This is a genomic window from Arenibacterium sp. CAU 1754, assembly GCF_054482635.1.
Window position 1 is genome coordinate 857,975 of record NZ_JBTLRG010000001.1, and the last position, 22,688, is coordinate 880,662.

General features: G+C 60.9%; 22 protein-coding genes. 9 read left to right on the top strand and 13 right to left on the bottom strand.

Features of this window, described 5'->3' with window-relative positions:
- Nucleotides 1-83: 83 nt before the first annotated feature.
- Both ACXYMO_RS04200 and fdh3B read left to right on the top strand, forming a co-directional pair.
- Nucleotides 84-3,086 carry a formate dehydrogenase subunit alpha gene (locus ACXYMO_RS04200; RefSeq protein ID WP_458877401.1) on the top strand — a complete coding sequence of 1,001 codons (3,003 nt, stop codon included), beginning with the start codon at nt 84-86 and terminating at the stop codon, nt 3,084-3,086.
- Between the two features lie 14 nt (nt 3,087-3,100).
- On the top strand, nt 3,101-3,694 hold the full coding sequence (gene fdh3B / locus ACXYMO_RS04205; protein WP_458877402.1) for a formate dehydrogenase FDH3 subunit beta: 594 nt from the start codon (nt 3,101-3,103) through the stop codon (nt 3,692-3,694).
- Between the two features lie 190 nt (nt 3,695-3,884).
- Here fdh3B and ACXYMO_RS04210 read toward each other — a convergent pair whose 3' ends face one another.
- Together ACXYMO_RS04210 and ACXYMO_RS04215 are read right to left on the bottom strand one after the other, a co-directional pair.
- Nucleotides 3,885-4,745, bottom strand: coding sequence for a DUF481 domain-containing protein (locus ACXYMO_RS04210; RefSeq protein WP_458877403.1), 861 nt, complete (start codon nt 4,743-4,745; stop codon nt 3,885-3,887).
- A gap of 167 nt (nt 4,746-4,912) precedes the next feature.
- Nucleotides 4,913-5,872, bottom strand: a complete 960-nt coding sequence (locus tag ACXYMO_RS04215) for a LysR family transcriptional regulator (RefSeq protein ID WP_458877404.1) — start codon at nt 5,870-5,872, stop codon at nt 4,913-4,915.
- A 158-nt stretch (nt 5,873-6,030) separates the two neighbouring features.
- Here ACXYMO_RS04215 and ACXYMO_RS04220 point away from each other — a divergent pair, with 158 nt between their 5' ends.
- Genes ACXYMO_RS04220 through ACXYMO_RS04235 form a run of 4 tightly spaced genes read left to right on the top strand, consistent with a single transcriptional unit; the run spans nt 6,031 to nt 9,590 of the window.
- Nucleotides 6,031-7,257 (top strand): formate dehydrogenase subunit gamma, encoded by a 1,227-nt coding sequence (locus ACXYMO_RS04220; protein ID WP_458877405.1) that lies wholly within the window; start codon nt 6,031-6,033, stop codon nt 7,255-7,257.
- A 3-nt stretch (nt 7,258-7,260) separates the two neighbouring features.
- Nucleotides 7,261-8,592: a c-type cytochrome gene (locus ACXYMO_RS04225; RefSeq protein ID WP_458877406.1), complete on the top strand. Its 1,332-nt coding sequence runs from the start codon at nt 7,261-7,263 to the stop codon at nt 8,590-8,592.
- A complete protein-coding gene (locus tag ACXYMO_RS04230; RefSeq protein WP_458877407.1) occupies nt 8,589-8,714 on the top strand; it encodes a hypothetical protein in 126 nt (41 codons plus the stop codon). Before ACXYMO_RS04225 ends, ACXYMO_RS04230 begins: the two co-directional genes overlap by 4 nt.
- 3 nt (nt 8,715-8,717) lie before the next feature.
- Nucleotides 8,718-9,590, top strand: a complete 873-nt coding sequence (locus ACXYMO_RS04235) for a substrate-binding domain-containing protein (RefSeq protein WP_458877408.1) — start codon at nt 8,718-8,720, stop codon at nt 9,588-9,590.
- 54 nt (nt 9,591-9,644) lie between these two features.
- Here the strand turns inward: ACXYMO_RS04235 and ACXYMO_RS04240 are convergent, their stop codons facing one another.
- The 3 genes from ACXYMO_RS04240 to ACXYMO_RS04250 are packed head-to-tail and all read right to left on the bottom strand — an operon-like array spanning nt 9,645 to nt 11,940.
- Entirely contained in the window at nt 9,645-10,472 is an 828-nt protein-coding gene (locus ACXYMO_RS04240) for an ABC transporter substrate-binding protein (protein ID WP_458877409.1), read from the bottom strand.
- A 27-nt stretch (nt 10,473-10,499) separates the two neighbouring features.
- Entirely contained in the window at nt 10,500-11,234 is a 735-nt protein-coding gene (locus tag ACXYMO_RS04245; RefSeq protein ID WP_458877410.1) for an ATP-binding cassette domain-containing protein, read from the bottom strand.
- Nucleotides 11,227-11,940 (bottom strand): ABC transporter permease, encoded by a 714-nt coding sequence (locus tag ACXYMO_RS04250; protein WP_458877411.1) that lies wholly within the window; start codon nt 11,938-11,940, stop codon nt 11,227-11,229. The genes ACXYMO_RS04245 and ACXYMO_RS04250 overlap by 8 nt, the downstream gene beginning before the upstream one ends.
- 280 nt (nt 11,941-12,220) lie before the next feature.
- On the opposite strand from ACXYMO_RS04250, the gene ACXYMO_RS04255 reads away from it, so the two are divergent.
- A complete protein-coding gene (locus tag ACXYMO_RS04255) occupies nt 12,221-12,772 on the top strand; it encodes a VPLPA-CTERM sorting domain-containing protein (RefSeq protein ID WP_458877412.1) in 552 nt (183 codons plus the stop codon).
- 69 nt (nt 12,773-12,841) lie between these two features.
- Here ACXYMO_RS04255 and ACXYMO_RS04260 read toward each other — a convergent pair whose 3' ends face one another.
- The 7 genes from ACXYMO_RS04260 to ACXYMO_RS04290 are packed head-to-tail and all read right to left on the bottom strand — an operon-like array spanning nt 12,842 to nt 19,434.
- Complete coding sequence (locus ACXYMO_RS04260) at nt 12,842-13,831, bottom strand: ABC transporter substrate-binding protein (RefSeq protein WP_458877413.1); 990 nt, start codon at nt 13,829-13,831, stop codon at nt 12,842-12,844.
- Nucleotides 13,832-13,868: 37 nt separating this feature from the next.
- Nucleotides 13,869-14,648, bottom strand: coding sequence for an ABC transporter permease (locus ACXYMO_RS04265; protein ID WP_458877414.1), 780 nt, complete (start codon nt 14,646-14,648; stop codon nt 13,869-13,871).
- Nucleotides 14,645-15,514, bottom strand: a complete 870-nt coding sequence (locus tag ACXYMO_RS04270) for an ABC transporter permease (protein WP_458877885.1) — start codon at nt 15,512-15,514, stop codon at nt 14,645-14,647. The genes ACXYMO_RS04265 and ACXYMO_RS04270 overlap by 4 nt, the downstream gene beginning before the upstream one ends.
- A gap of 4 nt (nt 15,515-15,518) precedes the next feature.
- Nucleotides 15,519-16,292 (bottom strand): ABC transporter ATP-binding protein, encoded by a 774-nt coding sequence (locus tag ACXYMO_RS04275; protein WP_458877415.1) that lies wholly within the window; start codon nt 16,290-16,292, stop codon nt 15,519-15,521.
- A 50-nt stretch (nt 16,293-16,342) separates the two neighbouring features.
- The gene (gene hydA / locus ACXYMO_RS04280) at nt 16,343-17,797 is read right to left on the bottom strand and encodes a dihydropyrimidinase (RefSeq protein WP_458877416.1); all 1,455 of its coding nucleotides are present in this window, start codon (nt 17,795-17,797) and stop codon (nt 16,343-16,345) included.
- Between the two features lie 18 nt (nt 17,798-17,815).
- Nucleotides 17,816-18,130, bottom strand: coding sequence for a hypothetical protein (locus ACXYMO_RS04285; protein WP_458877417.1), 315 nt, complete (start codon nt 18,128-18,130; stop codon nt 17,816-17,818).
- 53 nt (nt 18,131-18,183) lie between these two features.
- Nucleotides 18,184-19,434 (bottom strand): Zn-dependent hydrolase, encoded by a 1,251-nt coding sequence (locus tag ACXYMO_RS04290; RefSeq protein ID WP_458877418.1) that lies wholly within the window; start codon nt 19,432-19,434, stop codon nt 18,184-18,186.
- A 168-nt stretch (nt 19,435-19,602) separates the two neighbouring features.
- On the opposite strand from ACXYMO_RS04290, the gene ACXYMO_RS04295 reads away from it, so the two are divergent.
- Nucleotides 19,603-20,211 (top strand): TetR family transcriptional regulator C-terminal domain-containing protein, encoded by a 609-nt coding sequence (locus tag ACXYMO_RS04295; RefSeq protein ID WP_458877419.1) that lies wholly within the window; start codon nt 19,603-19,605, stop codon nt 20,209-20,211.
- A gap of 106 nt (nt 20,212-20,317) precedes the next feature.
- Nucleotides 20,318-21,352 carry a hypothetical protein gene (locus ACXYMO_RS04300; RefSeq protein ID WP_458877420.1) on the top strand — a complete coding sequence of 345 codons (1,035 nt, stop codon included), beginning with the start codon at nt 20,318-20,320 and terminating at the stop codon, nt 21,350-21,352.
- 9 nt (nt 21,353-21,361) lie between these two features.
- On the opposite strand, the gene preA is transcribed toward ACXYMO_RS04300, so the two are convergent.
- The gene (gene preA, locus ACXYMO_RS04305; RefSeq protein WP_458877421.1) at nt 21,362-22,666 is read right to left on the bottom strand and encodes an NAD-dependent dihydropyrimidine dehydrogenase subunit PreA; all 1,305 of its coding nucleotides are present in this window, start codon (nt 22,664-22,666) and stop codon (nt 21,362-21,364) included.
- Between the last annotated feature and the right edge of the window lie 22 nt (nt 22,667-22,688).

Here is a 22,688-nt window from a genome sequence, read left to right on the forward strand (position 1 = left end):
AGGTTGCGTGACGCCCATGCGCCGGTTTTTTGAGAAGTACCAAGCCAGCCGGATGAACCGGTCAGCACGGGAGGAAACGAAACATGCTTAGGAAAAAGACCAACGGGGTTGCGCGACGCCCCCAGCGGACAAGTATCCTGTCCCAGGTCGGCGAGAAAACCGTCGATCGCCGCGCATTCCTGCGCGGATCGGGTCTGGCCATTGGTGGTCTGGCCGCGATCAGTGCCACGGGTGGCACGGTTACAAAGGCTTCGGCACAAACCGCCGCCGACAACGCCGTTCAGACGGTGAAATCGGTCTGCACCCACTGTTCGGTGGGCTGTACGGTTGTGGCCGAGGTTCAGAACGGCGTCTGGACGGGTCAGGAACCCGGCTGGGACAGCCCGTTCAACCTGGGCGCCCATTGCGCCAAGGGCGCATCGGTGCGCGAACATGCCCACGGCGAGCGCCGCCTCAAGTACCCGATGAAGAAAGAGGGTGGAGAGTGGAAGCGCATCAGCTGGGAACAGGCGATCAACGAGATCGGCGACGGCATGATGAATATCCGCGAAGAAAGCGGACCGGATTCCGTGTATTGGCTGGGATCGGCCAAGCATAACAACGAACAGGCCTATCTGTTCCGCAAGTTCGCCGCCTATTGGGGCACGAACAACGTGGACCATCAGGCCCGGATTTGCCATTCGACCACCGTTGCGGGTGTTGCGAACACATGGGGCTACGGCGCCATGACCAACAGCTATAACGACATCCATAATTCCAAGGCCATCTTCATCATCGGCGGCAACCCGGCCGAGGCGCACCCCGTCTCGCTGTTGCATGTTCTGAAAGCCAAGGAACAGAACAACGCGCCGCTGATCGTGTGCGACCCGCGGTTTACCCGCACGGCCGCCCATGCGGATGAATATGTGCGCTTCCGTCCGGGCACGGACGTCGCCCTGGTCTGGGGCATCCTGTACCACATCTTTGAAAACGGGTGGGAGGACAAGGAATTCATCCGCACCCGTGTCTGGGGCATGGACCAAATCCGCGAGGAAGTGGCCAAATGGACCCCCGAAGAGGTGGAACGCGTCACCGGAACACCGGGCAGCCAGCTGCGCCGCGTGGCCCGGACCATGGCGAACAACCGCCCCGGCACCGTGATCTGGTGCATGGGTGGCACCCAGCACACCAATGGTAACAACAACACGCGGGCCTACTGCATCCTGCAGCTGGCCCTCGGCAACATGGGCACCAGCGGGGGTGGTACAAACATCTTCCGCGGCCATGACAACGTGCAGGGCGCGACCGACCTTGGCGTTCTGTCCCACACCCTGCCCGGCTATTACGGCCTTTCGGGCGGCGCATGGGCTCACTGGGCCCGTGTCTGGGAAGAAGACGCAGATTGGCTGAAAGGTCAGTTCGCGACCGTCAAGGACAAGGACGGCAAGGACAAATCGCTGCAGAACCTCACCGGTATCCCGGTGTCGCGCTGGATCGATGGCGTTCTCGAAGACCCGGACAACATGGACAACCCCAACAAGGTGCGCGCCATGGTCCTGTGGGGACATGCGCCCAACTCGCAGACCCGGATGAAGGAAATGAAGACGGCGATGGAGATGCTGGACATGCTGGTCGTTGTCGACCCGTATCCCACCGTTTCGGCCGTTCTGCATGACCGCACCGATGGTGTCTATCTGCTGCCGGCAGCGACGCAGTTCGAAACCCGTGGCTCGGTCACAGCCTCGAACCGAAGCTTCCAGTGGCGCGACCAAGTGGTGCAGCCGCTGTTTGAATCCAAGCCAGATCACGAGATCATCGGCATGTTTGCGAACAAGTTCGGCTTTGCCGACCGGCTCTTCCGCAATATCGAGATGGAAGACGAAAACACGCCCAACGTTGAAAGCGTTCTGCGCGAAATCAACAAGGGCATGTGGACCATCGGCTATACCGGTCAGTCGCCTGAGCGCCTGAAACTGCACATGGCCAACCAGCACACGTTCGACAGAACGACACTGCAGGCCGTGGGCGGACCGGCGGATGGCGATTACTATGGCCTGCCGTGGCCCAGCTGGGGCACCGCGGACATGAAGCACCCGGGCACGCCGAACCTCTATGACATGTCCAAACCCGTGGCCGAGGGTGGTTTGACCTTCCGGGCGCGCTTTGGCGTGGAACGGGACGGTGACAACCTGCTGGCCGAAGGCGTCTATAGCGTGGGCTCGGAAATCCAGGACGGATATCCGGAATTCACCATGGCGATGCTGCGCGATCTTGGTTGGGACAAGGACCTGACCAAGGCGGAGTGGGCTATAATCGAAGCCATCGCGACTGGCAATTTCGAGGGCGAAGCCGCTCTCAATCTGGCCGATGCCGATTACGAGGACGGTGAAACCCCTGACGCCATCGAAGCCAGGTGGTCGACTTCGGGCGAAGCGATCGGCAAGATCAACTGGAAAACCGACCTTTCGGGCGGCATCCAGCGGGTTGCAATCGCACATGGCTGCGCGCCTTTCGGGAACGCCAAGGCCCGCGCGGTTGTCTGGACCTTCCCCGATCCGGTGCCTGTCCACCGCGAGCCGCTTTATACCCCGCGTCGCGATCTGGTCGCCGACTATCCAACATACGAGGACCGCAAGTTCTATCGCTTGCCGACCATGTATGCGTCGATCCAGAAGAACGACTTTTCCAAGGACTATCCGATCATTCTGACATCGGGGCGTCTGGTGGAATACGAGGGCGGCGGCGACGAAACCCGGTCCAACCCGTGGTTGGCCGAGCTTCAGCAAGACATGTTTGTCGAAATCAATCCACGCGATGCCAATAACCTTGGCGTTCGGGACGGCACACAGGTCTGGGTTGAAGGCCCCGAAGGCGCCAAGGTCAAGGTCATGGCCATGGTCACCAACCGGGTCGGCAGCGGCGTGGCCTTCATGCCGTTCCACTTTGGCGGCCATTTCGAGGGCAAGGACCTGAGGGACAAATACCCCGACGGCGCCGACCCCTATGTGCTGGGTGAAAGTACCAACACCGCCCAGACATATGGCTATGACTCAGTCACCCAGATGCAAGAGACCAAAGCGACTCTCTGCAAAATCTGGTCAGCGTAAGGAGGAGACGATCAATGGCGAGAGCAAAGTTTCTATGCGACTCTGAGCGCTGCATCGAGTGCAATGCCTGCGTAACGGCCTGCAAGAACGAGCATGAAGTGCCCTGGGGCATCAACCGCCGCCGCGTGGTGACCATCAACGATGGCGACCCCGGCGAGAGGTCGATTTCCGTGGCCTGCATGCACTGTTCGGACGCGCCCTGCATGGCGGTGTGCCCGGTGGATTGCTTCTACCAGAACGAGGAAGGCGTGGTCCTGCACTCCAAGGACCTGTGCATTGGCTGCGGCTACTGCTTTTACGCCTGCCCGTTCGGCGCACCGCAATACCCACAGGCCGGCAACTTCGGCTCGCGCGGGAAAATGGACAAATGTACCTTCTGTGCCGGTGGCCCGGAAGAGACCCATTCGACCGCCGAGTTTGCCAAATACGGACGCAACAGAATCGCCGAGGGCAAACTGCCCATCTGCGCCGAGATGTGTTCGACCAAGGCCCTGTTGGCGGGGGATGGCGACGTCGTGTCGGCCATCTACCGCGAACGTGTCGTTGCCCGTGGTTTCGGGTCCGGCGCCTGGGGCTGGGGCACGGCCTATGACCAGAAGGGTGGCTGACCTAAAGCAACGCCCGATAAGGCAATAGCAAACAGGAACGCCCCGGCCCAAAGCCGGGGCGTTTCGTTTTGCGATGGGCAAAAGGGCCCCGAATACCCTGAGTGCGCATAAAAAAAACGCCCCGCCGTTAGGCGGGGCGTCTGTTACGCGGCTTCGGCGCACGAGGTAGGACCGCCAAAGCCTGCGGGTCTTAGAAACCGAGAACCAGTGACACACCAAAGCGATTGTCGGTCGACTCGCGACCCGGTGCCGGATCGGTGTTATACTCAGTCCGATAGCTGACACGGGTGGACAGGCTGTCGGTCATCTTGAAGTTCACACCCAGATCGTTCGTCAGCAGTGTGTTGACGTCAGATGTCAGAACTTCGGTGTCATTGGTCAGCGACATGGTACCGGTGAGTTTGTAGTAGAACCGCGAAGTACCAAGGAAGGCGGCTTCGGTGGTATCAAAGCCGGTGATGTCTTCATAATACCGCGCACCTACGCCACCCTGAACACGCCATGCGACGTTTTCGTCATTCAGGATCCGGTAGCCTGGGCCGAAACCAACAAAGGCGTCGCGGGTTTCACCGGGCACCGGTGCGCCACCAGGCACTGCAGGGGCCGTGAAGCCGTCGAACTCATAGCGGCCTACTCCGAACAGGTAGAAACGATCGGTAAAGTAGTAGCTGCCTTCGTAGATCGCAAAGAAGTTCTCTTCGTTCTTAACGTCGTTGGCTTCACCGTATTCGGCCGCAAAGCCAAATGTGTGGCTCCAGTCGTTGATGCCATAAGTCAGGCGGCCCGCACCCGAAAGTTCTGCGGTATCGGTGTTGCCGCTGGCGGACGAACCGGTCAACGCGAGCGATCCGCGCCAGCCTTGCGCCACACGGTTCGCGCTGTAACGTTCGTCGTCGTCGCCACGCTCCAGGTCGTCTTTCGCTTCGTCTTCGATGTCCTCGATACGGTCTTCCAGGCTGTCAATTCCGGTCAGGCCGGTCTGGGCGACTGCGGGCGCGGCCATCATCGCAACCAGTGCGGAAGCAGCGGTGAATTTCAACAGGTCATTCATCTTTTTGATCCTTTCTCTAGATCGATGAACCCGCCAAAGCGGGAGTTGCAGCATCTCTGCTGGAACCGATCTAAAGGCTGACAAAGGATAACGAAAATTTATTATAATTATCGTTAAAGACAGTGATGCTCATGTTAAGTGAGGAATTTTGGAAAGTTTCGGCAAAATCAATCCGTTGTAGTGTTGTGGCCGGACCTTCCATTTGCCGTCCCGAGGATCAGAGAGGCCCCTTCCTCGTCACTAATGTCGCTCAGTTGTTGCAGAACCGTCACTTGATCTTGCACAAGTTCGGAAGCCACCCGGTCCAGCAGGGCAAACGCGGCATCCTGCAGCGTCGGTTCTATGTCCAACCGCCAGACCAGCCAGACCGGATAGGGGAAACGATGGGCGTCCGGAACGAGGTAAAGCCGCCGCTGGTCCAGAAACCGCTTGGCAAATCGCGCTGGCAGATATCCGGCCTTTCCGCGGGTCATCATGTATTCGGCCACCATGGCGCCAAGACTCATGGTCAACCCGCCCTCCATGAGTTGCGGAAGTTCGAGCGCATGGGCCTGGATGAACTCCGGCCCCCAATCGACCAGCACATAGTTATCCGCTCCGGGCATCGCACCATCGCTCCACGGGGCAACCATGACCAGTTCATCGTCAAGAACCTGCCGCGCCATCAGGCCGGGGCGCATTTGCGGGCTATAAAGCAGCGCGGCGTGCATGATGCCGTCCGTCAAGAAACGGGTAAGCCGCTCGGGCATGCCAAGCTCAGCCCGGACATGCAGATCAGGCATCTGTGCGCGCAACAGGTCGATCCAGCGGAACCCAAGCCGGGGCCAGAGAGAATATTGCGCGCCAAGTGTCAGCGAACGGGTAAACCCTGGCGGCAAGGCGATCTGGGTGCGCGCCTCTTCCCAAATTTTCAGAATCGAGAGTGCATATCTTTCAAAGGCGGCACCCTCGCGCGTCAAAACGGCACCTGCCTTCGACCGGGAAAAAAGGGGTTTCCCCAGAGTATCCTCAAGCCGCGCGATACGCAGCGACACGGCTGACTGGGTAACGAACAACCTTTCGGACGCGGCCACGAATGAACCGGTGCGGGCCACTTCAAGAAAAGAACGGATCAGCGTTATATCCATACCTCTAAATGCCAGCGTCTCGATATTCGCACAATGGTCTAAGCGTCTTCGACGAAACAATGGACTGCAGGCTGATACAACAGACAATTCACTGGAACTCTTCCCATGACACCTCGGCGCCGCTACTCTAAAAGATGTCTGAAACAGGGAGCTTTAGCATGCCGAGACTACAAACGTTGCTCATGGTGCTTGTGTTTGTTTTCACCGCCAGCGCCGTTGCTGCACAATCCGGCCCGGAAGACCCCGCCAATACGCCGACCGCGACAGAACGCGCAGCCACCGGCGGTGCGCAAACACTGGAAGATATCCTTGCCCGTCAACGCGGTGAAAAGGTCGATGACACCTTCCGGCGTGACGCGACCGGAGATCCCGACAGCGCTGCGGGCATCGCCGCGCAACTGGGGACGCTGGGCGGCGCCTCGGATGCTGAAGTGTTCCGCGCGCTGCGCTATGGCACTGCGGATGTCACTGTGTCTTCGCATGGTCCGGCGGCAAATGTGCTGATCCAGGATGGCGGCATGTGGTGGCTGCAGTTCCGGCAGGGGCCGCTGGCCACCTATGGCACCTACCTTCTCGGCGGTATGATCGTGTTGCTGGCGGTGTTCTACCTGATCCGCGGCCGCATCCGCATCGACGGTGAGAAAACCGGCCAGAAAATCCTGCGATTCACCTCGTTCGAACGCTTTGGTCACTGGCTGTTCGCGGGCAGTTTCCTTGTTCTGGCCCTGACCGGCATGATCACCCTCTTTGGCCGAAAGGTGCTGATCCCAGTCTTCGGGCACGAAATGTTCTCCACCCTCGCCATTGCCTCGAAATGGGTGCACAACAATATCGCCTGGGCCTTCATGCTAGGGCTGGTCATCGTCATCGTGAACTGGACGCTGCACAACATCCCCAACAAGCATGACCTGAAATGGCTGGCCGTCGGTGGCGGGCTGTTCTCCAAGAACAGCCATCCGCCCGCGCGCAAATTCAACGCCGGTCAAAAGCTGATTTTCTGGGGCTGCGTGGTGCTGGGCCTGTCGATCAGCGCCTCGGGTCTGTCGCTCTTGTTCCCGTTCGAACTGCCCATGTTCGCCAAGACCTTTGCGCTGCTCAACTCATGGGGCATTTCCGACCTGCTGGGTCTGGGCGCCCTGCCCGAGCAATTGGCCCCGCATGAGGAAATGCAATTTGCCCAGCTATGGCATTCCATTGTCGCCTTTGTCTTCATGGCCATGATCATCGCCCATATCTATCTGGGCAGTATCGGCATGGAGGGCGCGTTTGATGCCATGGGGACCGGAGAGGTCGAATTGCAGTGGGCCCGCGAACACCACGGATTATGGGTGGACGAGGTCGAGGCGAAAGAGGCCGCAAGCGGCGCGGCCACGCCCGCCGAATAGGCCATGCGCAGCTTCGCGGCGCTGCTGATCGGGATTCTGCCGTCGCTTGCGGCGGCGGATTTCTTCACGCTCAAGGGCCACGGCGGCCCGATCATGGATATCGCGGTGTCGCCCACGGGCCAGATCGCCACCGCCAGTTTCGACAATGCCATTGGTGTCTGGACCGGCACCACGCCGCAGTGGCTGGATGGGCACGAGGCTGCGGTGAACGCCGTCGCGTTCTGGGGCGACCGGTTTCTGCTTTCGGCAAGCGATGATTTCACCGTGCGCTTCTGGCCCAGAGCCGGCAGTGCAAATCGCGAACTGGGCACCCATGCCGGCAAGGTGACGGCCCTTGCAACCTCCCGCGCCGCCGGGCTGGTCGCGTCGGCCAGTTGGGACGGAACCATCGGCCTGTGGCCCTTGTCCGCGGACTGGGCCCGCGCGCTCTATCCGCCGTTGCAAGCTCCGGAACCCAAGGTTCTGCGCGGCCATGCGCAGGGAGTGAACGACGTGGCCTTTTCGGCGGATGGCAAGCGGCTCTATTCCGCGTCGGTCGATGGCACGATCCGGCTCTGGGATGTCGCATCGGGGACGGAACTGCACCAGGTCCTCAGCCACGGGTTTGGCGTCAACAAACTGGTCCTCAACCCCGACGCGGGCTGGCTGGCCTATGGCGCGGTGGACGGGGTAACCCGGCTGATCGACATCGAAACCGGCGCGCAGATCGCCGATTTCACGCTCGACCGCCGCCCGATCCTGGCGCTGGCCCTGTCGCCGGATGGCGCGCGCCTCGCCGTGGGCGATGGCGAAGGCTATATCATGGTGATCGACACCGACCAGATGCGCATCGCGCGCGATTTCCGCGCCACCCTGCGCGGCCCGGTCTGGGCGCTGGCCTTTTCGCCGGACGGAACGAATATCCATGCCGGCGGGCTGGACGACGCGATGTACAGTTGGCCTGTCGCCTCTCTGGATGAGCACGAACAGATGGCCACGGACGAGCGGACGTTCCTCAAGGACCCGGATAAAATGGACAATGGTGAGCGACAGTTCGCGCGCAAATGCTCGATCTGCCACAGCCTGACACCCGGCAGCGCACGGCGCGCCGGCCCCACATTGCATGGTGTTTTCGGACGGCCCGCCGGCAGCGTGCCTGACTATCATTATTCCGACATCCTTGACGGGTCTGATATCGTCTGGGATGAAACCTCCATCAACGCGCTGTTCGATCTGGGACCGGACCACTACATTCCCGGCTCCAAGATGCCGATGCAGCGTATCACCGACCCGGACGATCGCGCCGATCTGATCGCCTATCTGCGCCGGGCCACAGCAACAGAGACCAAGCCATGAAAGCGATGTTTGCCGCCTTTGCCACGATGATCGTCATTGCCATCGCAGCCCCGTTCATATTGGAGCAGATCGGATTTTCCGCCGCTGACCGCACGACCAGCACCGCCGTGCGGATCGACTGATCCGTGCCCGAATACCTGACGACACGCGAACTGGCCGATCTTCTGCGCATCGGTGAACGCAAGGTCTATGACCTTGCCGCCAACGGCGAGGTGCCCTGCGTGCGCGCCGTGGGCAAGCTGCTGTTTCCGCGCGGCGAAATCACCGCATGGCTGGCCGCATCCCGCAGCGGCCCCGAGGTGGCCGACCCGCCCCTGCCCCCCATCATCGCCGGAAGCCACGACCCCCTGCTCGACTGGTCCCTGCGCGAAAGCCGCTCGGGACTGGCCAGTTTTTACGACGGTTCCTATGACGGGCTGACCCGGCTCAGCGCCCGCACCGCGCAGGCCGCCGGCCTGCATATCCGCGAAGAGGACGGCTTCAACCGTACCGCCCTTCGCGCGGCCCTGGGCGAAGCTCCGGTCGTTCTGATCGAAATCGCCCGCCGCCAGAGGGGGTTGCTCCTCACGCCCGGCCTCACCGACATTCAGGACTTTGCCGACCTGAAAGGCCGGCGCGTGGTCTTGCGACAGGACAGCGCCGCTTCGTTGCGCGAATTCGACGCCAGGCTCGAAGCGGCGGGCCTGACCCGCGCCGACATCGACGCCCTGCCCGCGCGCGCGCGTACCGAAGAAGAACTGGCCATCACCCTGCATGACCAAAAGGCCGAGGCCGGGTTCGGCCTTGGCGCGCTCAGCGGTCTCTATGGCCTGGGCTTTGTGCCCCTGTGCCAGGAACGGTTCGATCTGGCCATCTGGCGGCGCGCCTGGTTCGATGACCCGTTGCAGAACCTGTTCGCCTTTCTGCATTCCAAGGCCTGTGCCGCCCGTGCCGCCGAAATGGGCGGTTACGACCTCAGCGGTCTGGGCCGCGTGCATCACAACGGCGCCAGTGGATAACCCGCCGCTTCATCTTGCTAGAAAACTCCCGCCGGAGGCTTGCCCGAAGGGCAATCACCGCGCCGCGTTGGGAAAGAACAACTGCTGCCCGTCGCGCCTGTACCCCGCAATCGCCGCCTGCCCCGCATCCCCGGTCAGCCAGTCGATGAACGCCTGACCTTCGCGGGCCTTGACGCCGGGGTGTTTGTCGGGATCCACAAGGATCACGCCATACTGGTTGAACAGGCGCGCATCCCCCTCGACCAATATCTCCAGCCCCTCCTTGTTGCCAAAGGCAATCCAGGTGGCGCGATCGGTCAACACATAGGCCCCCATCCCTGCGGCGATGTTCAGCGTTGCCCCCATGCCGCTGCCGGTTTCGCGATACCACCCGCCCGACGCCTCCGCCACATCCAGCCCCGCGGCCTTCCAATGGCGCATTTCCGCCTTATGCGTTCCGCTGTCATCCCCGCGCGAGGCGAAGGGTGCCTGCGCCGCGGCAACGGCCTGCAATGCGGCCACGATGTCAGACCCGCCCCTGATGCCAGCCGGATCGGCGACCGGGCCGACAAGGACAAAATCGTTATACATCACGTCAAACCGCTCAACGCCGCCCCCTTGGGCCACGAATTTCTCCTCGGCGGCTTTGGCATGCACCAACAGCACGTCGCCATCTCCGTTCTGTGCATTGCGAATGGCCTGACCTGTGCCGACCGCCACCACACGTACCTCGATCCCCGAAGATTCGGTGAACCCCGGCAAAATCGCCTCCAGAAGCCCCGAATTCTGCGTCGAGGTGGTGGATTGCACCACGATGAACGGGGTCTCGGCACTGGCCAGACCGACACTCAGAACCAAAGGAAGAACGCGCAGAATCAACGCGCGTGTCAGCAAACGGAACATTCCAAAGTCTCCATATTGATCGGATATTTACAGAACCAAGGCCCCTGACAGAAACCGTCGCGCGGCCAGCGTGGCCGGGGCGTCGAAAAAGGCGTCGGCGGACCCATGTTCGGCCACCTGTCCGCCTTGCATCAGGACGATGTCGTGGCCAAGGCGCCGCGCCTGTCCAATGTCATGTGTGACCATCACGATCCGCGTGCCACGCCGCGATGCGGCCATTATCAGGGTTTCAATGGCTTGGGTCGCGGCCGGATCCAGTGCGCTGGTGGGTTCATCCAGAAACAGAACCGTCGGATCGGTGGCCAGCGCCCGCAGAATGGCGAGGCGCTGTGCCTCGCCCCCCGAAAGGCTGCGCGCGGGTTGCCGCGCTTTGGCGGCCAACCCGCCCTCGGCCAGAAAGGCATTGACCCGGTCGCGCCGCAATCCGCGGGGCACACCCCGTCGCCGCAGCACGTAATCGAGATTGGCCGCAACCGAGCGGCGCAACAGAACCGGGGTCTGAAACACCATCGCCTGATCCGCGCGGTGGCTGGCGTTCAACGGGGCGCCGTCCTGCCAGACGCGTCCCTGATCGGGGCTGATCAGACCGTGCAGACACCGCAGCAACAGGCTTTTGCCGGCGCCGTTGGGACCAAGGATTAGGGTCGGCCCCGGCCCTTCAAGACAGAGCGCATTAACATCCAGCAGGGATTTCCCCTTGCGCCTGATGCGCAGGTCCCGCGCTTCGATCCGCAGGGAATGTCCGGACTGAAAATCACGCATGAAGCAGCTCTTCGGTTTGGCTGTGCTGGGCCAGCAGGCTGACGGTGGCGGTCACGGTCACCGCGATGCCAATCAGGATCGCCCCCAGCGCAAGGGCAAGGGCCAGATTGCCTTTTGAGGTTTCCAGCGCGATGGTCGTGGTCATGACGCGGGTGACGTGGTTGATGTTGCCACCGACAATGATAACGGCACCCACCTCGGCGATGGCCCGTCCGAACCCGGCAAGAAGCGCGGTCAACAAGGCCAGCCGACCGTCCCACAGCAGCGTCGGGACCGAGGCCAGCCGGGAAATACCAAGGCTGCGCAACTGTTCGGCGTATTCATGATCCAGAGTTTCCACCGTTTGCCGGGTCAGCGCCGCAATGATCGGGGTCACCAGAAGCACTTGGGCGATGATCATGGCCGCAGGCGTATAGAGCAACTGCAGCACCCCAAGCGGTCCTGAACTGGACAGGGACAGATAGACCAGCAACCCGACAACCACGGGCGGCAGGCCCATCAGGGCATTCATCAGGATGATCGCGGCCCGGCGGCCCGGAAACCGCCCAACGGCCAGCGCAGCCCCCAGCGGCATGCCGATCACCGCGGCGATCAGCACCGCCAGCAGCGACACCTGCAACGACAAGAGCACGATGCTCCATAGTTCGGAATCGCCCGTCAGGATCAACGCCATCGCCGACTTGAATTCTTGCGAAAAATTCTGCATTATTTACAGAAACCCCCCAAATTCCGCATATGAATCAAATTATTGCACGGTTTGCACAGGAAAACACCCATACATTCGTGTGGGTCCAAATTTTTCTGTGATGCAGCCCCGCGCTGGCGGCACTGACCCGCTCACAACCCACGTCTGGGCCGTAACGTCAAAATGCCCAACCTGCGTGAGCGCAAACATCCACAAGAGCAACTGACAAATCGCTGGAAATATGGTAAATGAGGCGCACAAGCACATTTCGCTTGTTCTGCCAAAATTGGAGAAAGTTCTTATGAAAAAACTTCTGCTCAGCACAGCTTTTGCGCTTGGGGCAAGTATGGCGTCGGCGGCAACGCTTGATTTTACCGTACTTGGGTCAGGTGACATCGGCTCTTCCACGGCAAGTATTGCCGGGGCCAATATAACCAGTTCCGCATCATCGCTGTTTGTCGGTGCTGGACCTGCGGCCCCCAACAGTATCTGCGCTTTCAACCCCGCTTCGTTCAGCTGTGACAATGACCTGGAAATCGACTTTACCGACGCTGTCCAGAACGTCACGTTCGAACAAGGGTTCTGGTCCGCTGGCGATCTGATTGACATTTATGTCTATGACGCATTTGACGCACTGGCCGGTGTTTACACCATCAACAGTGCAGCGGATGTCGATCTGTCGGGCTTTGGTGTGATTGGAAGCCTGTTCTTTGATGATCAGTCGACAGCTCAGGGCGTGGCCTATGGCAACATCACCTATGAGGTGGCCAATGTTCCGCTGCCCGCCAGTGCGGCGCTTCTGGTTGGTGCACTTGGGGTGTTTGGCGCGATGCGCCGTCGTCGCAAGGCCTGATTTCAGACCAAGGCACATGAAAAGGGCCGCCCGACCGGGCGGCCCTTCTTTGCTCGCCCAATACGCTGATCAGTTCAGCGCCGCATCGGTGATGGCGTGCGTCCAAGCGCCATCGGGCCGCGCGGTGATCACCGGATCAGACCCGCCCGAAAGCAGCGATTCAACCGTCCGCTCGTAATCGGCCATGTCCAGCGCGCCGTTCGACCCCGCGGTCAGTTTGGCGATTTCGCCCATCATGCGTTTCTGATGCTTTTCTGTCTGGGCGCCGGTTTCATCATATTCCAGAACGATCTCGGCGGCTTCGTCCGGGTTTTCTTCGGCGTATTTCCAGCCCTTCATTGCCGCGCGCACAAAGCGCACCAGCTTGTCCACCTCGGCCGCATCGTTCAGCTTGTCCTCAAGCACGTAAAGCCCGTCTTCCAGAGTGGCGACGCCCTGGTCTTCGTATTTGAAGGTCACCAGGTCGTCGGGCGCCAGACCGGCGTCGATCACCTGCCAATATTCGTTATAGGTCATGGTCGACACGCAATCGGCCTGTTTCTGCAACAGCGGATCGACGTTGAACCCCTGTTTCAGAACCGTCACGCCACCGTCGCCCCCATCGGTGGAGATGCCCAGCTGGCTCATCCAGCTGAGAAACGGGAATTCGTTGCCGTAAAACCAGACGCCCAGCGTCTTGCCGGGGAAATCGGCGGGCGTCTTGATGCCCGTTTCGGCCCGGCAGGTCAGCATCATGCCCGAGGATTTGAACGGCTGCGCGATATTGACCAGCGGCAGGCCCTTGTCACGCGCGGCCAGCGCGGCAGGCATCCATTCGACTGTCACGTCGGCCCCGCCCCCGGCGATGACCTGTGTCGGGGCGATGTCGGGACCACCCGGTTTGATCGTGACATTCAGGTCCTCCTCGTCGAAGAACCCTTTTTCCTTGGCCACGTAATAGCCTGCGAACTGGGCCTGCGTGACCCATTTCAACTGCAGCGTCAGATCATCTGCCGCCTGCGCGCCGCCGGCCAGCATCGCCAGCCCAAGCACCGCGCCAAGTGTGTGTTTCACCTTCATTTGAACAACCTCCATGTTGTCGTTGTTGTCATTGTCGTTACCCCCTGCGCTGGGACGGGTGCCAGAATGTGACCCACCGTTCCACCAGCGCGACGAGACCGTATAGAACCGTGCCGGTCAGCGCCGACACCACGATTTCCGCCCAGACCATATCGATGCCCAGACGCCCCACCTCGGTCGAGATGCGAAAGCCCATGCCACGGGTCGGCGATCCGAAATATTCCGCGACAATCGCCCCGATCAGCGCCAAAGTGGCCGAAATCTTGAGCCCGTTGAATATGAACGGCATGGCCGCCGGCAGACGCAGCTTGGTCAGCGTCTGCCAGTAGCTGGCGGAATAGGTGCGCATCAGATCCTGCTGCATCCGGTCGGTGGCGGCCAGCCCCGCCAGCGTGTTCACCAGCAGCGGAAAGAACACCATCACCACCACGACCGCCGCCTTGGAGTGCCAGTCGAACCCGAACCACATCACCATGATCGGCGCGATCCCGACAATCGGCAGGGCCGCGACGAAATTGGCCACCGGCAGCAATCCGCGCCGCAAAAACGTGCTGCGATCAATGGCGATGGCCGCGACCAACCCAGCAGCGGCCCCCATGACCAGCCCCGTCAGCGCGCCCTTCAGAACCGTCTGGACAAAGTCGATCCACAGGATGTCGGTCGAGGTTATGAACCGCGCATAGATGGCCGAGGGCGCTGGCAGGATTGCAGGTGGGATATTGAACAGCCGCACGGCCAGTTCCCACAGCAGCAGGATCACCAGACCAAACCCCACTGGCCAGGCGATCTTCTGAATGCGTGACGGTTCGTTTCTCATGCCTCGCGGACCCCCATCATGCGCCCGGCGATTTTTTCAACGCCGGTCACGATCCAGATCAGCATCGCCGCCAGAATGGCCGCCGCGAAGAGGGCGGCCCACATGATCATCGGTTCCCCGAACTGCGATCCGATCAGCATGCGGGCGCCCAGCCCGGCAATGGCACCGGTCGGCAACTCCCCGACGATGGCCCCCACCAGCGCCGCCGCAACGGCGATTTTCAGCGAGGCAAAGAAATACGGCATCGAGGACGGCAGGCGCAGTTTCCAGAACACCTGCGCCGGGCTGGCCCCATAGGTGCGTAGCAGGTCCAGTTGCATGGCCGTCGGGCTGCGCAGCCCTTTGACCATGCTGACCAGAACTGGGAAAAAGCTCAGATAGGCGGCAATGATCGCCTTGGGCACCATCAGACTGTTTGCGCCCATGGCATTGGTCAGCACTACGATCATCGGCGCCAGCGCCACGACCGGAATCGTCTGGCTGATGATGGCCCAGGGCATCAGCATCAAATCCATCACCCGGCTCAGCACGATCACAACCGCCAGAGCAATCCCCAGAACGATGCCCAGGGCAAATCCGGCCATCGTCGCCTGCAAGGTGATGAACCCGTGATACACAAAGCTGCGTTTCGAGGTGATCTTCTTCTGGAAGGTGCCCTTATAGAGTTCAGACGCGACCTGGTGCGGCGCAGGAAGACGAGCGCGGTCCTGGCTCATCGTGTCCCTGAACACCTCGCTCAGGGTTGGCGTGGTCCCCGCCCGCTCGGCCTGATCCATGGTCCAGGCGCGATTCATCAGGAACGATCCGGCGTACCAGATCACCAGAAGGGCAACGACCACCACCGCAATGGGGCCCAGGTTGCGCAAGACCCTAGTCATCACCATGCCCCGCACGCAGCCCCTCGCGGACGCGATGGGCGATTTCGATGAACTCGGGCGTGTCGCGAATTTCCAGTGGCCGTTCCCTGGGCAGCGGGCTTTCGATCACGTCCGTGATCCGCCCGGGCCGCGGGCTCATCACCACGATCCTGGTGCTCAGATAAACCGCCTCGGGGATCGAATGGGTGACAAAGCCGATCGTCTTGCCCGTACGCCCCCACAGCGCCAAAAGCTGCTCGTTCAGATGGTCGCGCACGATCTCGTCCAACGCGCCAAAGGGTTCGTCCATCAACAGGATGTCGGCATCAAAGGCCAGCGCCCGCGCGATGCTGGCCCGCTGTTGCATCCCGCCTGACAACTGCCAGGGATATTTCCCACCAAACCCTTCTAGATCAACCAGTTGCAGGACCTTTTGCACACGGTCATCCTGCTCGGCACGGGAAAACCCCATGATCTCGAGCGGCAGTTTTATGTTGCCCGAAATCGTGCGCCACGGATACAAACCCGCCGCCTGAAACACATATCCATAGGCCCGGGCCATCCGCGCTTCTTCGGGGCTGACCCCGTTCACAGTAATGGTGCCACCCGTGGGCTGTTCCAGCGCCGCCATGACGCGCAGAAAAGTGGTTTTCCCACAGCCCGACGGGCCGATAAAACTGACAAAATCCCCCTTGTCGATGCTCAGGTTCACATCCTTCAGGGCATGAACCGGGCCATCGTTGGTCTGAAAGGTCAGGTCAAGGTTCTTGGCTTCTATTACCGGCATTCTTCGCCTTTAATTTTTTGCTTTCTTTTCAAACGGCTGCCAGTCACTTCTCAGACCCCCGTCGCCGGGATTCCCGTCCGCTCAACCGGACGCGGCGCGGTCAGCTCTTTCCAACTGCTCAGCGCTTTGTTCACCGCCGTATTCGGTTCGCGTTTCACAAATTTCCCATGCCCTTCCTCGGTGCGGATCTCTCCGTCCATCACCGCCACTTTGCCGCGCGTCAGGGTGTATCGCGGCAGGCCTTTTACCTTTTGCCCCTCAAACACATTGTAATCGATCGCCGATTGCTGGGTGGCTGCCGAGATCGTTTTTTCCTTTTCCGGATCGAGAACAACAAGGTCCGCATCCGCCCCCACGAGAACCGCGCCCTTTTTCGGATAGCAATTCAAAATTTTCGCGATATTGGTTGAGGTTACGGCAACAAATTCATTCGGCGTCAGACGCCCGGTGCCAACCCCATGTGTCCACAACATCGGCAACCGATCCTCAAGGCCCCCGGTGCCGTTCGGGATCTTGGTGAAATCCCCCACACCATAGCGTTTCTGGTCCGTTGTGAATGCACAATGATCCGTCGCCACCACGCTGAGCGAGCCCGACTGCAACCCCGCCCACAGGCTGTCCTGATGCTGCTTGTTGCGGAACGGCGGGCTCATCACACGCCGCGCTGCATGGTCCCAGTCTTTGTTAAAATACTCACTTTCATCCAGTGTCAGATGCTGGATCAGCGGCTCGCCCCAGACACGCTTGCCCTGCATGCGCGCACGCCGGATCGCCTCGTGACTGTCCTCGCAGGACGTGTGCACGACGTACAGCGGCACACCCGCCATATCCGCGATCATGATGGCGCGGTTGGTGGCCTCGCCCTCCACCTGCGGCGGACGGGAATAGGCATGCGCCTCGGGGCCTGTGTTGCCCTCGGCCAACAGCTTGGCCGACAGCTCCGCCACCACGTCGCCGTTTTCCGCATGCACCATGGCAATGCCGCCCAGTTCGGACAGACGCTGGAACGAGGCGTAAAGCTCGTCATCGTTCACCATCAGCGCGCCTTTATAGGCCATGAAGTGTTTGAACGTGTTGATCCCGCGTTCCTTGACCACGGTTTCCATCTCGTTGAACACCTGCTCACCCCACCAGGTCACCGCCATGTGGAAGGAGTAATCGCAATTGGCGCGGGTGGATTTGTTGTCCCACATCTGCAAGGCGTCCAGCAGCCCCTGGTCCGGGCTGGGCAGGGCAAAATCCACCACCATCGTTGTGCCGCCCGCCAGCGCTGCGCGGGTGCCGCTCTCGAAATCATCGGCGCTATAGGTGCCCATGAACGGCATCTCGAGATGCGTATGCGGGTCGATCCCGCCGGGCATCACGTAACACCCCGTCGCGTCCAGCTGCTCGTCGCCCTTCAGATCGGGGCCGATTTCCGTAATCACCCCGTTTTCAATCCGCACATCTGCCTTGTACGTCAGGTCGGCGGTGACAATGGTGCCGTTCTTGATGACTGTGGACATGTCCGTTCTCCTATTCCTTCAGACCGAAGCGTAACACCCGATCGCATCCCCGTGCACGCCGATGTCGAGCGGTCCGAAATCGCTCTCGACGCATAATGAAAAATATCCCGCCGTCGGCAGATAGATCACCCGATAAGACCCGTCAGACCGCGTCACGGACCAGCATTTCTGCGTGATCCCTCCCGCGAAATTCACCGTCACCTGACGCGGCTCACGCAGTTGGGCGCGAAAGGCCGCAAGCGTATTGCGCGCCATCAGATCCGCCGCGTCAAAGGCCGCGATTTCGCGGGCGATCAGCGCCTTTATGTTTTCGGCTGTGGACGCATCAGACATGACTGCCCTTCATCTTGCCAAATAAACTCCGGGGGCATGGGGGCTGGCCCCCATTACTCCACGATCTCCGCCGTCTCGACAACCGCATGGAACAGAACATTGGCCCCCGCCGCCGCCCATTCCGGGCTGATCTCTTCGGCCTCGTTGTGGCTGAGCCCGTCCACGCAGGGGCACATGACCATCGCCGTCGGCGCCATCCGGTTGATCCAGCAGGCATCATGTCCTGCCCCCGAAATCAGATCGCGGTGGGAATACCCCAGACGTTCAGCCGCCTTGCGCACGGCTTCGACACATCCCGCGTCGAATTCAACCGGATCGAACCCGCCGACCTTTTCGAATTCGACGCTCAATCCCATGTCGTCACAGATTTTCTGCGCCTCATCGCGCAGGCGGGTCTCCATGTCGTCGATCACGCTCAGAATTGGTGACCGGAAATCGATGGTAAAGACAGCTTTGCCCGGAATCACGTTGCGCGAATTGGGATAGACATCGATATGCCCGGCGGCGCCCACCGCATGGGGGGCGTGCGACCAGGCAATTTCATCGACCTTTTCAAGGATACGCGCCATGCCCAGTCCGGCGTTCTTGCGCATCGGCATGGGGGTCGACCCTGTGTGACTGTCCTTACCCGTCACGGTGACCTGCATCCAGCTCAGGCCCTGACCATGGGTGACGACACCGATATCCTTGCCCTCGGCTTCCAGAATGGGCCCCTGTTCGATGTGCAGTTCGAAAAAGGCATGCATCTTGCGCGCGCCGACCTCTTCCTCGCCGCGCCACCCGATCCGTCTCAGTTCATCCCCAAAGGCCTTGCCTTCCGCATCCTTGCGGTCATAGGCCCAGTCCTGCGTGTGTATGCCCGCAAACACGCCCGATGCCAGCATCGCCGGGGCAAATCGCGTGCCCTCTTCGTTGGTCCAGTTGGTGACCACGATGGGATGTTTGGTCTTGATGTTCATGTCGTTGAGGGTGCGGATAATCTCGAGCCCGCCGAGCACACCCAGGACCCCGTCGTATTTTCCGCCCGTCGGCTGAGTGTCCAGGTGACTGCCCACATAAACCGGAAGCACGTTCGGATCGGTCCCTTCGCGCATCGCGAACATATTGCCCATCTGGTCCAGCCCCATGGTGCAGCCTGCCGCCTCGCACCATTTCTGAAACAGCGCCCGCCCCTCGCCATCTTCGTCAGTGAGGGTCTGGCGGTTGTTGCCGCCCGCGACGCCGGGGCCGATCTTGGCCATTTCCATCAGGCTGTCCCACAGGCGCGCGCCGTCGATTGTCAGGTTCTGGCCCGGTGCTGTCATGATGCTGTCCCCCTGCGGATTTTCCGGATCGTTCGGTCTGATTTGACCAACTGGTCAAAGCAACGCTATCACGGCTTAGAGAGCAGTCAAGAAAATGCCACACCACCCGGCATTAATCGCACCGCAAAACGCCGCCAAATTAGGCAGTCCAGGGAACCGGATCGGCCAATGACCCAGACACGCATTCAGCAAAAGAACAGAACCGCCATTCTCGAGGCGGCGCTGGACGTCTTTTCCCAAAACGGATTTCGCGGATCGACCGTCGATCAGATCGCCGCCGCCGCCGGGCTGAGCAAGCCGAATCTGCTCTATTACTTCCCCTCGAAAGAGGCGATTCACGTCGCCCTTCTGGATGGGTTGCTGGGCACCTGGCTCGACCCGCTGCGCGCGCTCGATCCGGCGGGCGACCCGCTGGGCGAAATCCTGGCCTATGTGAACCGCAAACTTGAGATGAGCCGCGATTATCCCCGAGAAAGCCGCCTGTTTGCCAATGAAATCATCCAGGGCGCCCCGCGGATCGGTGCCGAACTGAGCGGCGCGTTGAAACAGCTGGTCGATGAAAAGGTCGCGGTGATCGAAGGGTGGATCGCCCAGGGGCAGATCGCACCGGTCAACCCCTATCACCTGATCTTTTCGATCTGGTCACTGACCCAGCATTACGCCGATTTCGACGTCCAGGTGCGCGCGGTTCTGGGCGATGCGGATTCCGATCCCTTCCCCGAGGCGCAACACTATCTGGAACAGCTTTTCGGCAAGATGCTGCGCCCTGACGCATAACCGGCAAACACCTGCCGAATTAATTGCGCAATCTTTGCATGTTGCGGTCACAGCGCCCTACCAAGGTACAGCCAGACCTTTTAAAAAAACGGGCGGGATTTGCATAGTGACCTTCGACAACACACAACCAACGGCCTCGGACGCGCTCAGCCTGACCGAGCTGGATCTCTATCACCTGATCATGGACTATCGCGCCGCCAACGGCCTGGATGCGATCCCTTTGTCGCTGAACCTCACCACGACCGGAGGGCGTCACGCGGCCGACACGCTCTATAATATCTGGCAGGCCGGTCTGTCCCTGCCCCAGGGCGCGAACCTGCACAGCTGGAGCGACGCGCCGTATTATTCGGATCACAGCGACCCTGATGTCATGTGGTCCGCTCCCACCCGGATCGGCACCAATTACACCGATTACGGGTTCGAAATTTCAGCCGCCGGATACTCGGGGATCGAGGCGGCGCTCAACGGCTGGAAAGGATCCTCCGGGCACAACGACGTGATCCTGAACAATGGCATCTGGGCCAATTCCAACTGGAACGCCATTGGCATCGGGGTGGAAATCGATACCTCGGTTTCGAATTACGGCGGCAAGATTTACCACGTCTGGTTTGGACGCAGTGCCGATCCCGACGGATCGAGCCCGATCACCGGAACCACCGGCACCGACACTGTCATCGGGACCCAGTTCGCCGATACCATTCTGGGCCGGGGCGGCCGTGATGATCTGGTCGGGGACGCCGGTCATGATGTGATCAAAGGCGCGGGCGGCAAAGACACGATCAAGGGCGGCGCAGGCAAGGACAAGCTGATTGGTGGCGCGGGCAATGACGTGATTTTCGGCCACAACGGGCGCGATGTCCTTGACGGCGGCACCGGCAACGACGTGCTCAAGGGCGGCGCCCATAAGGATGTTTTCATCTTTCGCGCCAATTTCGGCGAGGACCGGATCAAGGACTATGACGGCGACAAAATCCGCATCAAGGCCCCGGGCGAGGCCGCGAGCGAGGCCGAACTCAGCGCCGCGCTCAGCGACCAGAACGGCAATGCGGTCTATGACCACCTGAACGATGGTGAGAACGTCATCATCTTTGAAGGCGTTAGTGTCGCCTCACTGGATCTGAGCCTGTTCGACCTGGGCTGACCCCGCCCCCTATTCGGCCGCCTGGGCCGAGGGGTTGTTGGGATGCGTCGTCCAGTTGGCGTATTCCTCCTGCACGACCTTTCCGGTGCGCGGATCAACCTCGCCCGGTTTCATCGGCACCATGGAAATGCAGTTTTCGACCGGGCAGACATCGACGCACAGGTTGCAGGCAACGCATTCCTCGTCCTTGACGGTAAAAGTGCGCCCTTCGTCCATTGCGATGGCCTGGTGCGAGGTGTCCTCGCACGCCGCGTAACAGCGCCCGCATTTGATGCAGGCATCCTGATCGATCTTGGCCTTGGCGATGTAGTTCAGGTTCAGATACTGCCAGTCGGTCACATTGGGCACCGCGCGGCCCACGAAATCGGCGGTTGAGACGTATCCCTTTTCGTCCATCCACTGGCTGAGACCGGCAATCATCTCTTGCACGATCTTGAAACCATAGGTCATCGCGGCGGTACAAACCTGCACATTCCCACATCCCAGCGACATGAATTCGGCCGCGTCCCGCCAGGTGGTCACCCCGCCAATTCCGCTGATCGGCAGGCCCCGGGTTTCCGCGTCGCGGGCAATTTCGGCAACCATGTTCATCGCAATCGGTTTCACTGCCGGGCCGCAATATCCCCCATGGCTGCCCTTGCCGTCGATCGACGGTTCGGGACTGAACGTATCCAGGTTGACCGAGGTGATCGAACTGATCGTGTTGATCAGCGACACCGCATCGGCCCCACCCGCCTTGGCCGCGCGCGCCGGATAGCGCACGTCGGTGATGTTCGGTGTCAGTTTCACGATCACCGGCTTGGAATAATACTGTTTGCACCAGCGCGTGACCATTTCGATATATTCGGGCACCTGCCCGACGGCGGCGCCCATGCCCCGTTCCGACATGCCGTGCGGGCAGCCAAAGTTGAGTTCGATCCCGTCCGCCCCGGTGGCCTCGACCTTGGGAAGGATATCGCGCCATGCGCCTTCTTCGCAGGGCACCATGATCGAAACGATGATCGCCCGGTCCGGGTAATCCTTTTTCACCCGCGTGATTTCTTCCAGGTTGGTTTCCAGCGGCCGGTCAGTGATCAACTCGATATTGTTGAGCCCCAGCAACCGCCGGTCGGCCCCATAGATCGCCCCGTATCGCGGCCCGTTCACGTTCACCACCGGCGGCCCTTCCGAGCCAAGTGTCTTCCACACGACACCGCCCCACCCGGCCTCGAATGCGCGGCGCACGTTGTATTCCTTGTCGGTCGGCGGGGCCGAGGCCAGCCAGAAGGGATTGGGGGATTTGATGCCCAGGAAGTCCGTTGTCAGATCAGCCATGTCAGCCTCCGTTTCACAGGGT

Excerpts from the sequence above, each read along its gene's own strand:
- ACXYMO_RS04200 (WP_458877401.1), top strand. The coding sequence starts at position 84 with ATGCTTAGGAAAAAGACCAACGGGGTTGCGCGACGCCCCCAGCGGACA.
- fdh3B (WP_458877402.1), top strand. The coding sequence starts at position 3,101 with ATGGCGAGAGCAAAGTTTCTATGCGACTCTGAGCGCTGCATCGAGTGC.
- ACXYMO_RS04210 (WP_458877403.1), bottom strand. The coding sequence starts at position 4,745 with ATGAATGACCTGTTGAAATTCACCGCTGCTTCCGCACTGGTTGCGATG.
- ACXYMO_RS04215 (WP_458877404.1), bottom strand. The coding sequence starts at position 5,872 with ATGGATATAACGCTGATCCGTTCTTTTCTTGAAGTGGCCCGCACCGGT.
- ACXYMO_RS04220 (WP_458877405.1), top strand. The coding sequence starts at position 6,031 with ATGCCGAGACTACAAACGTTGCTCATGGTGCTTGTGTTTGTTTTCACC.
- ACXYMO_RS04225 (WP_458877406.1), top strand. The coding sequence starts at position 7,261 with ATGCGCAGCTTCGCGGCGCTGCTGATCGGGATTCTGCCGTCGCTTGCG.
- ACXYMO_RS04230 (WP_458877407.1), top strand. The coding sequence starts at position 8,589 with ATGAAAGCGATGTTTGCCGCCTTTGCCACGATGATCGTCATTGCCATC.
- ACXYMO_RS04240 (WP_458877409.1), bottom strand. The coding sequence starts at position 10,472 with ATGTTCCGTTTGCTGACACGCGCGTTGATTCTGCGCGTTCTTCCTTTG.
- ACXYMO_RS04245 (WP_458877410.1), bottom strand. The coding sequence starts at position 11,234 with ATGCGTGATTTTCAGTCCGGACATTCCCTGCGGATCGAAGCGCGGGAC.
- ACXYMO_RS04250 (WP_458877411.1), bottom strand. The coding sequence starts at position 11,940 with ATGCAGAATTTTTCGCAAGAATTCAAGTCGGCGATGGCGTTGATCCTG.
- ACXYMO_RS04255 (WP_458877412.1), top strand. The coding sequence starts at position 12,221 with ATGAAAAAACTTCTGCTCAGCACAGCTTTTGCGCTTGGGGCAAGTATG.
- ACXYMO_RS04260 (WP_458877413.1), bottom strand. The coding sequence starts at position 13,831 with ATGAAGGTGAAACACACACTTGGCGCGGTGCTTGGGCTGGCGATGCTG.
- ACXYMO_RS04265 (WP_458877414.1), bottom strand. The coding sequence starts at position 14,648 with ATGAGAAACGAACCGTCACGCATTCAGAAGATCGCCTGGCCAGTGGGG.
- ACXYMO_RS04275 (WP_458877415.1), bottom strand. The coding sequence starts at position 16,292 with ATGCCGGTAATAGAAGCCAAGAACCTTGACCTGACCTTTCAGACCAAC.
- hydA (WP_458877416.1), bottom strand. The coding sequence starts at position 17,797 with ATGTCCACAGTCATCAAGAACGGCACCATTGTCACCGCCGACCTGACG.
- ACXYMO_RS04285 (WP_458877417.1), bottom strand. The coding sequence starts at position 18,130 with ATGTCTGATGCGTCCACAGCCGAAAACATAAAGGCGCTGATCGCCCGC.
- ACXYMO_RS04290 (WP_458877418.1), bottom strand. The coding sequence starts at position 19,434 with ATGACAGCACCGGGCCAGAACCTGACAATCGACGGCGCGCGCCTGTGG.
- ACXYMO_RS04295 (WP_458877419.1), top strand. The coding sequence starts at position 19,603 with ATGACCCAGACACGCATTCAGCAAAAGAACAGAACCGCCATTCTCGAG.
- preA (WP_458877421.1), bottom strand. The coding sequence starts at position 22,666 with ATGGCTGATCTGACAACGGACTTCCTGGGCATCAAATCCCCCAATCCC.